A 12648-nucleotide genomic window follows, 5' to 3' on the forward strand; every position below is an offset into this window, starting at 1 on the left:
CCTTAAACATTGCTCCGGTTGCTTTTAAGCTTTACACTATTACTGAGGTAAGCCATTAATGTTGGTTGGAGGAGCGATAAGACATGAATGTATTGTTTATCGGCGGTACCGGCTTGATCAGCCAGGCTGTATCCAAGCTAGCTGTACAGAAAGGAATCAACCTCTATTTGTTCAACCGGGGGAACCGGGACGGATTTGTGCCCGAAGGCGCGAAGATCATTACCGGGGATATTCGAGATCCCAAGTCCGCCGCGGCAGCGCTGGAAGACTATCAATTCGATGTCGTGGTAGATTGGATCGCTTTTACGCCGGAGCATGTTCAGACCGACATTGATTTGTTCCGGGGACGTACGAAGCAATATATCTTTATCAGCTCGGCATCGGCTTATCAGAAGCCGCTGCAGCATTATATCATAACGGAGCATGCAACGCCGCTTGAAAATCCTTATTGGCAATATTCGAGAGATAAAATCGCCTGCGAACAGCTTCTTCTGAAGGAACATGCCGCAACCGGCTTCCCGGTTACGATTGTCCGTCCTTCCTTTACCTACGGGGATACGATGATTCCGGCATCTCTGAACAGCTGGCCTCACCCTTATTCGCTTGTTGCCCGTATGCGCAAGGGCAAGCCGATAATTGTTCACGGCGACGGAACATCCCTATGGACGATGACACATAATTCGGACTTTGCGAAAGGTTTTGTGGGGTTGCTTGGCGAGCAGAAAGCGATTGGGGAAGCGTACCATATTACATCGGACGAAGTATTGTCCTGGAATCAGATTTACGAGGCGATTGGCGCAGCTGCCGGAGTTAAACCGAACCTGATACATATATCTTCGGACTTCCTGATCACCTATGATCCGGATTTGGAAGGCGGCCTGCTTGGCGATAAGGCGGTAAGCGCTGTATTTGACAACAGCAAGATCAAAAAGCTTGTACCGGATTTTGCGGCCACTGTGCCATTTGCGGAAGGGATTAAACGGACCGTTGAATGGTTCGAAGCCCATCCGGAGAAATGTTCGGAGGACGAAGCCTGGAACGAGCAGATGGACCGCATTATTGCGGCGCATTCATCCGGAATGAACGTTGATAGGTAGTAATATTGCACAAAAAAAAGCGATGCAGGGTTGAACTGCATCGCTTTTTTGCCGTCTAGGAAGCGAGATAAGAGGAGACGATCCTTTTCACGCGTTCCATGCCCTCCCACATATCGCCGGGACCGTCGTAGATCAATACGTAAGCGCCATTGAATCCGGCGGAAGCAACGGTGTCCAGACAGCGGCGAAGCTCGGCTTCATCCGGAATTCCGTCGGCATCGTATTGAGGTTTGACATGGACGGATACGCTAAGCGGAGTTGTAAGAGCAATCTCTTCATATTTCAATTGGCCTTTAAAGTTGCCAAAATCCGTAATCGTCGCAGCATGTTCGCCCCATTGATCGAGCAGCTTCATGGAGCTTGCGCCAGTGGAGGTGAGTGCTTTGAAGTTTTCCGTGATTACTTTTACGCCAAGCGTGCGGCCATATTCCGAGAGCTCGGCCAATCTGGCTGCGGACAGCGAAATAGCCTCGTTATCCGTAGGAGGAGCTTCGCCCGCCACAACCCGGATCTGCTTCGCGCCGCTTAAGGAAGCAGCTTCAATCCATTGGCGGATATAGGCCATATCCGCTTCTGCGCGGGCGGGGTCGGAGGAAGTGATATCGCCGTAATCAAGGAGCAAGGTATCAAAGGACATGCCGGCTGACGCAAAGGCTTGCTTCACCTGTGCGAGATAGTCTGGTTCGGTGGACGGGAAATGGAAATGGCAGACCTCTACGGCTTGATAACCGCGGTTGGCAGCTTCGGCGGGAAGCTCAAGAAGAGAATGCAGTAACGGCTGTTCCTGAACGGCCGTATCGTGATTGCCGGTTTCTTCATTCCATACGGTCCAGCGGAGCGGTCCCAGATTACGGTGCAGGCTCCAAGTACTTAACGACAAATATGACATATGTACAAATCCCACCTTATCGATTGTTTTCTCTGCCATTATACAACAGATAGGTTAACAATTAATTTATTCAATCTAGGGATTAATTTATTCATTTTAGGGATTGAACATCACTCAAATTTGAGTATAATAAGCAAGGGGTATTCAAATTTGAGTACGGATATATGACTACAGAAGGGAAGTTCTTATGGACGCGAAAAAAAGTAGTGTCAAATTAGTAATTGCAGGCCTCCTGCTTGGCCTGTTTATGTCGGCGCTCGATCAGACGATCGTATCGACGGCGATGGCGAAGATCATCGAGAAGCTGGGCGGCATGGATAAATTCGTATGGGTTTATTCCGCTTACATGATCGCAATGGTGGTCGCAACGCCGATCTTCGGCAAGCTGTCCGATATGTACGGCCGGAAGCGGTTCTTTATTTCAGGCCTGATCTTTTTCCTGATCGGTTCCATTCTGTGCGGTACGGCAACTGACATGAATCAGTTGATTATCTACCGTGCTATTCAAGGCGTCGGCGGCGGCGCGATCATGCCGATTGTCTTCACCATCATCTTCGATTTGTTCCCGCCGGAGAAGCGCGGCAAAATGATGGGTCTGTTTGGCGCCGTGTTCGGCATCTCCAGCGTATTTGGCCCGATTATGGGCGGTGCTATTACCGACAATATCAGCTGGCGCTGGATTTTCTACATTAACGTTCCGATTGGCATCTTGTCTTTGATCTTTATCATGAGAGGCTATCAGGAATCGAAGAATCACCGGAAGCAAGTAATCGATTGGGCCGGTGCGGTTATTTTGATGGCGGCTGTCCTGCTCCTGATGTTTGGACTCGAGCTTGGCGGTACCGACGGCTGGGCATGGGATTCGTTCAAAACCATCTCGCTTCTAGCCGGTGCGGGCATTCTGGCTGTCGTCTTCCTGTTTGTTGAGAAAATGGCGAAGGATCCGATTATTCCGCTGACCTTGTTCAAGAAGCAGCTGTTCACCAGCAGCATGATGATCAGCCTTCTATACGGCGGCATTATGATTGCTGTCGCTACTTATATTCCGTTGTTCATGCAAGGCGTATTCCATCTGTCGGCGACCAGCACAAGTACGGTTCTGACACCGATGATGCTCGGGGTTGTCGTCAGCGCGCAGATCGGCGGCCGGATTGCGAACAAAGTCCGTTTCCGCGACGTCATGATCGTATCTTCGATCGTATTGATGGTCGGAACGTATTTGCTCGGCTATGTGATGGATACCTCCTCGAGCCGTGCTCTGATCACCGTATTTATGGTTATCATTGGCCTCGGTATTGGCGTATCCTTCTCCTTGCTGAATATCTCGACTCTGAACTCCGTTCCTCCGCAATACAAGGGTTCGGCGTCGTCCTTGATCACGTTCTTCCGCACAATTGGTTCCGCGCTTGGCATTACCGTGTTCGGCGCAATGCAAAAAACGCATTTCCAAAACTCGCTGCAGGACGTGCAAGGCATTAAGCCGGAAATGGCGGCACAGATCAAAGGCGGACAGGCGCTGCTTGATCCGTCGGTTCAAGCTAAAATGGGGCTGCCTGCAGATTTCGTAACGCTTCTGCTTGGCAAGCTGTCCGATTCCATTCTGTTTATTTTCCAATGGAATGTCATCCTGCCGGTATTGGCGTTTGTCTTCGCCATTCTGATGGGCCGCGCTCGTCTTGAGCTTCCTCCAAAATCGAATCAAGCTCCAGCCAAAGATGATGCAGGCAAGCCGGAGCCATCGTTCTCGGGGAGATAAGGAACATGTCAATGAAGCTGTTAATATTGGGGCTTCTTATGGAAAGAGACAGACATCCTTACGATATAAGACAAACGATTAAGCAGCGGAACTGGAATGAGTCGTTTAGGCTTCGAGACGGTTCTTTGTATTACGCGGTAGACCAGCTTCGGGATCACGGGCTGATTGAAACGGCGGAGATTGTAGCGGTTCCGGGCGATAACCGGCCGGACAAGACGATTTACCGGATAACGGAAACCGGCAAAGAAGCCTTCCACAAACTGCTGTACGAGCAGCTAAGCCAGGTTTCTTATCCGCAGCATCCCGCATTCCTTGCGCTGCCTTTCATTCGTCACGGAGATCAGAGCCGGATCGAGCAGCTGCTGCAGAAGCAGCTGGCCGCATGCGAAGAGCGTATTAAACGCATGGAGGCGGTGTTGGAGATAAAAGGAACTTTTCTTCCGACCGGCTCCCAAATGATGATTAACGGAATCAAAATATTCGGAGAGGCGGAGAAGGAGTGGCTGCTGGAGCTGCTGGACATGGCAAGGAGCGGCAGCCTTCTTCAAGGGCCAAGCTGGACGCTTGAGCAGATCGAGCAGTATCTGAAGTCCCATCCCGGACCTCAAATGCCGGAAGAATAGTACAAATAAAGCTAGAGAACCGCACCCGGGTGCGGTTCTTTTGTTTTTATTTTACTAATTTTCGCGGATCGAGTCAGATGGAGGCAACTTTTTCGTGCGTTTTTTGGTCAAAGCGATTCGAAATTACGGCATCTGTTCAAAATCCGCTTTTTCAGCCAAAGTTTGGCATGAAGCTCCGACAAAGAAACAAGTGAGCCGCGCAGGATATTTGACACGTTTTTCAAATCCTCCTATGTACAATCTAACCTATACCACAGCAGGTATGTCTGATTTACAAAAACGAGGGAAGAGGTGTAACGATGCATACAAAAATCAATTCAAAAGTGCTCGTATATGTACTTTGTATAGCTTTGTTCATGACCTTGAGCACGCGTTTTTTACCTTCAAATAAAGTGTCTGCTGAAGTAACTCATGACTTGTCGATCGCTCATTTATCCATCGCTGACGGTAGTATCGTGGTAAGCGACGCCTTACAGCTGTTCACGCCGCAATTGCCGGAAGCCGCTGAAATAAAGCCCGTAGAGAGGCAAGAAGCTGCGCTGCAGGAACCTGAGCCCAATATTATCCCCGAAATACATAGCGCAGCCGCGCAACCCTCCGTGCAAGAATCGCCTATTCTTACATACGCTGTGACCGCATTTTACCTCAACGTCCGCGAGAAGCCGGATGCAGACTCCGATATTATTCAAGTGCTAAAGCAAGGGGACATCATCCAGGTGGATCATGCGACTGATAACGGATGGTTGGCTCTAAAGGATCAAGGCTTCGTTCATGGACGTTATGCCAAGCAGATTGAAGAAAAAGCGGCTCCGGTAGCCGATAAGTCACTTGAGGTCAAAATTCTGGCGAAAGCGAATACAAAAGCGGAGGCGGCACCGCCTCTTAACGATACGTTAGAGATTAAACCCGCAACAGCAATACCGCTGCCCTCCGACCCTGAGAGGCCAACATCCGTTGTGGAATCGGACTCGGGATTGACGGAAGAACATATTGCGAAGCTGTTTGAGAAAACGGCTCTTGCTGATCACGGCCTAGAGCAAGCCATTCTGGAAGTCGAAGAGGAATACGGCATTAACGCATACTTTACGATTGCCGTCATGAAGCTGGAAAGCGGCAACGGCAAGAGTACGCTGGCCAAGAAGAAAAACAATTTGTTTGGCCTTAATGCATTAGACAGCGACAAATATAATAAAGCATTTGCCTTCGAGACGAAGGGAGACAGCGTCCGCAAGTTCGGCCAGCTGCTGGCAAAGAATTATATCGATAAAGGCTACACGACGATTGATAAAGTAGCTAGTAAGTATTGTCCGGCCAATCCGAAATGGTCAAGTCTGGTTATGAATATTATGAAACGCGACTATAAGAAGCTTTAAATTACTTAACGGGGAACTGGAACCTTTTTGCCCAGGATTCAATAAGTTATATAGTCAAATGACTATATGACGGAGGTATCAAGATGGATAATCGTGGTTTTGTTCCTTTTGGCGGCGGCGGCTTTGGAGGCGGATTCCGTCCACCATTCCGGCCTTTCCCGCATCCTTTCTTCCCAGGTCGTTTCCTGTTCCCGTTTTTCTTCTTCTCGCCTTTTTTCTTCCCGTTCTTCCGGGAGGATGACCGCAACTATTATTACGCTCATCACCAAGCGCAAGCGGGAGATACGATGGAGCAAATCGCCCATGCGTACAACATTCCAAACACGCTGCTGGAGGAAGCCAACCTGCATATCGCGAATCCAAAATCCCTTAAGCATGGCGAAACGGTTGTTATTCCGCGAATCTCCAATATGTATTGCCATAAAACCTACATGGATCTTCCGGCAACGCAATCGCTTCAACAAAGTAATACCCAGCCAAACGTGCAGCCAAACATGGTGAGCCCAAGCATGACTAGTCCAAACATGGCCAACCCAAACATGGTGAGCCCTAGTATGGTAAGTCCGAATATGGCAAATCCTCATATCCACGGGACATCCGTTAATGGCCCATATTAAGCTAGAAATAATAACGTCCGCTCCTTCCCCATAAGAAGGAAGCGGACGTTATTCGTTTTTAAGAAACGATTAATTCTTTCATCTCCCACGGGCTGATCGGACTCATTCGCACGAACATGGAATGGAATCGCATCAGTCTTTTGCCCCGGGTTGCGTGCAAGGTCTCCGCTTCCATCCGTACCTCGGACAACCAGGATTCCTCCTGGGGGAGTTCACGTCCGTCTTTCCGCCGGATAGAACGCCAATCCTGCTGCTGCGAAAGCAGCGCCTCCGACTGCTCTTTGGGAATTCCCTCCGTTAGCAGGCGGATCATCTCGGGCTCTTCGTGGTGAATGGCTTCAATTAATCCTTGACCAAGCAGGAAAGGAGAAGAGTCCGCAAAATAATTCCGCAGCTTTCCCGCAGCCTTGTGAACCATTAGCTGATGAGGCAAATCCGGGTTCTCGGATTTATGGGTAGAGCTGTTCAGGAAATGTACGCAAAAATGCCCCGAAAAGCCATTCTCCGGTATTCCGTCTCCGCCATGAGGCATTCCGTTCATGGAAGCCGCAATTTGCTTGCCATCCTTTTCCGCGATAATCGCTTTTCTGTCCCAGGTCCAGCCCTTGTTGTAAATCTGCTTCATAATTTCGGTATCTGTCTTCGTTACGGGTTGAACATCCGCATGATCATGTCCGGCTCTTCGTTGTACGCGGAACGATAACCCGGTCTCCATATCCTTGATGACAAAATAAGCTTTTCTGGAAAATAGCTTTTCCGCTTCCTGCCAATCCAGTAATTGTCCGTAATGCTTCGCCCGCAAAGTCTCGGCGGACTGCTGCAGCTTTGCCGCCGCTTTGCCCGGCAGAACAAGCATTTTCGACTGCGTCTCATCCCATATGCGTCCGCTGGCATCTACGCGAAAGGACGGAGCAGAGACTCCTTCCCGGGAAATATAAAGATCGGAAAATCGCGGGACTTCATCGGATGCTTGCCAATTAGGTGAATGAACGGCGTTTACGATATCCGGATCTTTAATCACGTCATGGTCTTCGAAGATGGCGGTAGGGCTTGATTTGACCATTAACTGCAGACCGGAATGACCGTTCATTTCTTCTTTCGTCACGGCAGATCTGGCATGGAGATTATTTTCCGGCAGCCAGGCAAGGGCGAGTGCAAGCACGATCATTCTGCAAGCCTTCATACGCTTAAATCGATGAAAAAGCATATTTTCCTCCTGTTACTAAATAATTGAAGCTTCGGCGAACCATACTATCCCTTGTCCATTATTATTCTCGGCTGAATTAGTGCTTATGTGACGATAGGAGAAGTGAAGAATGGGATTTAACGGAATCTGGATAGCCGGACTTGCTATCCTGCTGCAGCAGCCTGTACAGCCCGTACAGCCCGAGCGGCCTTATATTGTACCTGAACACCTGACCATTGAGTTCCGCGGACAACCGATTGCCCAGATCAAGCGGGACGATTACGATCTTCCGGGAACGTCCTTTTTGGATATCGGGAAGTTCGATAAGCTGCAGTCCAAGCTGGAGAAAAAGATCAATATGCCCCCCGTTAACGCTTATATCGGCGATAGGGGGACGATCGTTCCGGAACAGTCTGGTTATCAACTGGACCGCGATCAATTTGCCACGCAATTTTACAGCTATTTCTTTAATAACAAGCCTTGGGCCATTGAGGTGCCTTTAACACATGTGCACGCGAGGGTGGACAGCGAATTGCTTGCCAGCATTAAGGAAAAAGCGATCGGCAACTATGTTACTTATTACAACAGCAACAATAAGAACCGCTCCCATAACATTTCCTTAGCTGCAAAAGCGATTTCCAATACGGTCGTTTTCCCCGGCGAGACGTTTTCGTTTAACCGTACCGTGGGGCCAAGAACGCCGGAGAAAGGATATTTGAGTGCTCCGATAATCGTCCGCGGGGAGCTCTCCGAGGGAGTGGGAGGCGGCATTTGCCAAGTATCCTCCACTTTGTTTAATGCCATTGACAGCGCGGGACTCACAATCATCCAGCGATACTCGCATAGCCGGCATGTGCCTTACGTGATGCCCGGACGGGATGCTACGGTAAGCTGGGACGGACCGGATTTCGTATTCAAGAATCAATACAATCAACCGGTTCTGATCCGTGCTTTCGCCGGAAGCGGGCGTGTATTTGTGTCCGTGTACTCTTCAGAGCTGATTGAATACAAACACCGCCACATTCCAAGCATGTCGAAAAAACTGCCCGAGGAAGTTGCTTTCAAAGCCCAACAGCATGACCTTAATGAAGGGAAGGAGTTGCTTCCGTGATTAAAAAATTAACTGCTTTGATAATGGCCGCTGTTGTCGTCTCTTCATTGCTGGCTCTTACAAGCGCGGCTGCGGAAGGGGAACGGGAAGCGCTGCAGGCTGCTTTTATCCGGACCAATAACTTATGGCTGGCGGTTGACGAGGTACAGAAGCCGCTGACGAAGGAGGAATATATTCGAAGCCCTCAATGGTCAAAAGACGGGAATTGGATGACCTTCCTTCGGGGTGAGAACAGGCCGGAAGTGTGGACCTATGAAGCTGCAACCGGCGGCATGAGAAGGCTGGGGGAAGGCAGCAATGCCAAATGGGCTCCCAATGACAACCGGTTAGCCATCTTGTCCGGAAGAACGCTTAGCGTCATGTCGGCTGACAGGCCAAGCGACCATTCGCAGGACCGTATTATGGACAATGCAGGGGAGTTCTCGTGGCTTCCGGACGGAAGCGGACTGCTTGCATCTACTGCGGCTGAGCTGCTGCCGGAAGGCGGCTGGGCTCCGATTGAGCTGTATGTACTTAAGCCTGACGGTGCGGGTGGGGCTTGGTCAAAGCAGCTGTTTTACCGGCTGCCTGCCCAATCGGATGATTTTTTCGCGATTCAGACAAGCCCGTTCAAATGGTCGCCGGACGGAAAATGGATTGCGTTTATTGCCAAGCCAACCGCTTCCTTATCTTCCGATGCCAACACGTTAATCCTGTTGTCTTCGGATGGCCGGAGCTTTGTGAAGGCCGGTCAGATGCTGGGCTATGCCAATTGGTTTCAATGGGCGCCGTCGAGCGGCCAGCTTGCCTTTATTGAAGGTACAGGCAGAGAAGCGACATCAAACAAGAAGCTGGCTGTTCTCGAGGACATTCTCTCGGTTAAGAAGCGCGTTCTGACGCCTCGAGGTTATGCCGACAATGACTTTACTTGGGACCGCGATGAAGCGATTATCGTGTCCCGGAGGAAAGAGTCGGCATGGTCGGGCGATGAAGAAGACAGAACATTGCCTTTGCTTGCCAAGGTTAATCTTCGAACAGGGCAGAGCAAAAATGTGACGAGAGGCATCGAAGGCTATGGCGATTATGCGCCAACAATCATGAGGAACGGGATGATTGCCTTTGTGCAGTCCGGTCAAGGCTCCGCGGAGGTCAAGCTGATCAAACCGGGCGCAAGACGGTCCTTATCCTGGATTACGAAGCTGACCGTTGCCGAAGATTATTACGGCAGAGCGAATTGGAGCGACATGATTGGTTATTTGAACAAGTGAACGAAGGAGCTCCAATGACGGAGCTCCTTCATTCATTGCTTCATTGGTCTAACGGAACATCTAGCCTGTCGAAGGGCTGTTCGGAACATGGCCTTTTTGGTTGCGGTTCCGGTCCGTTGACCCCGCCACATTATTTTCAGCTTCTAACGAGTTGAACTGCAGTGCATGCATTTTACCTTGGAAAGAGCGTCGTTTATTATGCGACATGTTTGTTATTCCTCCCTGCGATAGAATGGCGCCTACAACCTGTGGCGACATTAGATTGCCCGCAGGCCGATTCGAATATCGCGCGAAAAATCTTCTCTTTACACCATGACATGGATAGCCTATATTGATCCTGTCAGCATTTTTGTAAACGTCTTCATAAGGAAGGGCATGATTGACGTTCGGCAATGAAGGAAAGAGAAGGAGAGGTAGCAAATGGAGAACAGCAATAAATTCGCTTGGACCTGGAAAATCAAAGAAGAAAAACTTGAGGAATACGTAGCCATGCATCTGGCCCCTTGGCCTGAAATTATGGAAGAGCATTCGCGCGCAGGGATCCGGAATTATTCGATCTTTCAGAACGGCAACCAGTTTTTCTACTGCTTCGAATGCGATGATGTAGAGAAGGCGTTCGGCATAATCGCCGAGAGCGAGCCGTGCAACCGCTGGAACGCCATTACCTCGCAAATGGTGGAGGGCTCATTCGATTTCCGCGAAGCCGAGCCGATTCGTCCGTTAAGAGAAGTCTTTTACCTGAAATAAGCCGTAATAACAAGTTGAATTTATCCAGGGCTGCCTGACGCGAATTGGCGTTAAGCGGTCCTTTTTTGTTAACTGGAAGAGAGCGGCTTTGCAGAAAGTCGAAAATCGTCGTATTATAGAGACTAGGTGTCATTTTTATCGAGTTTTGAGAGGAGCATTTATACCATGAGCGAGTTAAGTCAATACGGTATTCAATTAACAGCACAAATCATACATGCTAAGCAATTCGAGAAAAAGATGAGAGGCTACAGCCAAGAGCAGGTGGATGAGTTCCTCGACGAGATTATCAAGGACTACAGCCGCATGCAGGAGCTGATCGTGAAGTTTGAAGCTGACCTGGCGAACATACATATGGAACTGATGAAGGACAAGGAAGCCTTCGATTACTTCATGATCAAACGCCGTCTGGAAGACCTGGAGCAGCGCGTATTCGGGGAAAAGAGAGAAACGCTTCGCCCGCGCGTATTCTAATCGTTGCATGTTAAAAAGCCGCTTGGCTCTATGTCGGATAGAGCGGAAGCGGCTTTTCGTTTTATCAGAAAAATTTATTTGTTTCCTCGGCGTACCTTTAATTGCTTGCCTTTTATCGTCGTATTCTTCATCAGCTCAAGAACAAGCGAACCTTTGCCGTTAAGAATCTCGACATCGGTCACATGGTCGAGAATCGTTATGATCCCGATATCGTCAGCCGTTACCCCGTCAAGCTTCGCAATGGTCCCGACGAAGTCTACCGCCCTGAATTTCTTTTTCTTCCCGCCATTGAAGTTAAGCTTCATGATTTGCTTGTTTAATTGCTCGCGGCGGTCCTTTTTCAGCTCAACTCCAACGTTTATTTTGCGCTGGAAATCTTCGAGGCGGCGGTTAACCTCTTCTTCAGAAGGAGCCGGCACTCTCGGAATCGCGAAGCCGATGTAATCTTCGATCTCCGCCAGCCGTCTGCCGTCGTTAGGGGCGAGGAAGGTAATCGCTTTTCCGTTTTTGCCGGCGCGTCCGGTACGTCCCGTACGGTGCACGTAGCTTTCTTTCTCTAACGGGATATCGTAGTTAATGACATGGGTGATGTTCGTAATGTCGATCCCCCTTGCCGCAACATCCGTCGCAATCAGATAGCGGAATTGGCCTCTTCTGAACGCATTCATCACTTCGAAGCGTTCTTCCTGCTCCAGACCGCCGTGGATGCGATCGCATGGATAGTCGAGCTCGGCCATCGACCGGAATAGCTTGTCGACATTCTCCTGGGTCCGGCAGAAAATAATACAGCTGTCCGGGTTCTCCGCAACTAGAACGTCCTGCAGCAAGGCCAGCTTATCCGCTTCCTTCACTTCAATAAGGGAATGTTCAATGGTTGCGGTTGTTAGTCCGCTTGCCTGAATCTCAATTTGCGCGGGATTGTCCATATATCGTCGAGACAGCTTGGCGACATCCTCGGGGAAGGTGGCGGAAAACAGCATCGTTACCCGATCGCCGGGCAAGGCTTGAATAATCGATTGGACTTGTTCGATAAATCCCATATTCAGCATTTCGTCGGCTTCGTCAATGACCAGATAAGCGAGTTTGTCGAGCGCAAGCGTACCTCGGTCAATATGGTCAAGCACGCGTCCCGGCGTTCCGACTACCATATGCGTCCTTTGCTTCAGCTCGGCCTTTTGAATATGAAAAGGAGATTTCCCGTAAAGGGCCGTTGCTTTGATTCGTTTAAACCGGCCGATATTGGTAATGTCCTCCGTGACTTGAACCGCAAGCTCGCGGGTTGGCGTCAAGATTAAAGCTTGCGGCTTATTCTCGTTCCATTCCACAAGCTCGCAGAGGGGGATGCCGTAAGCGGCTGTTTTTCCGCTGCCGGTTTGCGATTTGACGACCAGATCCCTTTTCTCGAGCGCAATGGGGATCACTTTCGCTTGCACCTCCGTAGGGGTGTCAAAGCCCAAGCTGCTCAGAGCTGTCGTAATTTCCTTGCTTAATCCTTTAAATACCGTCATCTTAAACCTCTTCTGCATGATAT

Annotated in this window: 12 protein-coding genes; 9 read left to right on the forward strand and 3 right to left on the reverse strand. The window is 49.7% G+C overall.

What is annotated here, in order from left to right:
• Positions 1-83: 83 nt before the first annotated feature.
• Positions 84-1097: an SDR family oxidoreductase gene (locus PGL01S_RS21785; protein ID WP_127496679.1), complete on the forward strand. Its 1014-nt coding sequence runs from the start codon at positions 84-86 to the stop codon at positions 1095-1097.
• Positions 1098-1152: 55 nt separating this feature from the next.
• On the opposite strand, the gene PGL01S_RS21790 is transcribed toward PGL01S_RS21785, so the two are convergent.
• A complete protein-coding gene (locus tag PGL01S_RS21790) occupies positions 1153-1986 on the reverse strand; it encodes a sugar phosphate isomerase/epimerase family protein (RefSeq protein ID WP_127496680.1) in 834 nt (277 codons plus the stop codon).
• Between the two features lie 187 nt (positions 1987-2173).
• Here PGL01S_RS21790 and PGL01S_RS21795 point away from each other — a divergent pair, with 187 nt between their 5' ends.
• The 4 genes from PGL01S_RS21795 (at position 2174) to PGL01S_RS21810 (ending at position 6355) form a co-directional block, all read left to right on the forward strand.
• Positions 2174-3742: an MDR family MFS transporter gene (locus tag PGL01S_RS21795; protein ID WP_127496681.1), complete on the forward strand. Its 1569-nt coding sequence runs from the start codon at positions 2174-2176 to the stop codon at positions 3740-3742.
• 5 nt (positions 3743-3747) lie between these two features.
• Complete coding sequence (locus PGL01S_RS21800; RefSeq protein ID WP_127496682.1) at positions 3748-4365, forward strand: PadR family transcriptional regulator; 618 nt, start codon at positions 3748-3750, stop codon at positions 4363-4365.
• A gap of 299 nt (positions 4366-4664) precedes the next feature.
• Positions 4665-5738 carry a glucosaminidase domain-containing protein gene (locus tag PGL01S_RS21805; protein ID WP_127496683.1) on the forward strand — a complete coding sequence of 358 codons (1074 nt, stop codon included), beginning with the start codon at positions 4665-4667 and terminating at the stop codon, positions 5736-5738.
• A gap of 83 nt (positions 5739-5821) precedes the next feature.
• Complete coding sequence (locus PGL01S_RS21810) at positions 5822-6355, forward strand: LysM peptidoglycan-binding domain-containing protein (protein ID WP_127496684.1); 534 nt, start codon at positions 5822-5824, stop codon at positions 6353-6355.
• A gap of 58 nt (positions 6356-6413) precedes the next feature.
• On the opposite strand, the gene PGL01S_RS21815 is transcribed toward PGL01S_RS21810, so the two are convergent.
• Complete coding sequence (locus tag PGL01S_RS21815) at positions 6414-7562, reverse strand: hypothetical protein (RefSeq protein ID WP_127496685.1); 1149 nt, start codon at positions 7560-7562, stop codon at positions 6414-6416.
• 109 nt (positions 7563-7671) lie between these two features.
• On the opposite strand from PGL01S_RS21815, the gene PGL01S_RS21820 reads away from it, so the two are divergent.
• The 4 genes from PGL01S_RS21820 to PGL01S_RS21835 all read left to right on the forward strand — a co-directional run bounded on the left by PGL01S_RS21820 (position 7672) and on the right by PGL01S_RS21835 (position 11117).
• Positions 7672-8652, forward strand: a complete 981-nt coding sequence (locus PGL01S_RS21820; RefSeq protein ID WP_174806588.1) for a VanW family protein — start codon at positions 7672-7674, stop codon at positions 8650-8652.
• Positions 8649-9899, forward strand: a complete 1251-nt coding sequence (locus PGL01S_RS21825) for a TolB family protein (RefSeq protein ID WP_127496686.1) — start codon at positions 8649-8651, stop codon at positions 9897-9899. The genes PGL01S_RS21820 and PGL01S_RS21825 overlap by 4 nt, the downstream gene beginning before the upstream one ends.
• Positions 9900-10319: 420 nt before the next feature.
• Complete coding sequence (locus PGL01S_RS21830) at positions 10320-10646, forward strand: L-rhamnose mutarotase (RefSeq protein WP_127496687.1); 327 nt, start codon at positions 10320-10322, stop codon at positions 10644-10646.
• A gap of 165 nt (positions 10647-10811) precedes the next feature.
• Complete coding sequence (locus PGL01S_RS21835; protein WP_127496688.1) at positions 10812-11117, forward strand: DivIVA domain-containing protein; 306 nt, start codon at positions 10812-10814, stop codon at positions 11115-11117.
• Positions 11118-11191: 74 nt separating this feature from the next.
• On the opposite strand, the gene PGL01S_RS21840 is transcribed toward PGL01S_RS21835, so the two are convergent.
• Positions 11192-12625, reverse strand: coding sequence for a DEAD/DEAH box helicase (locus tag PGL01S_RS21840; protein ID WP_127496689.1), 1434 nt, complete (start codon positions 12623-12625; stop codon positions 11192-11194).
• Positions 12626-12648 lie beyond the last annotated feature (23 nt).

It is taken from the genome of Paenibacillus glycanilyticus NBRC 16618, assembly GCF_004000805.1.
Taxonomy (GTDB): Bacteria; Bacillota; Bacilli; order Paenibacillales; family Paenibacillaceae; genus Pristimantibacillus; species Pristimantibacillus glycanilyticus.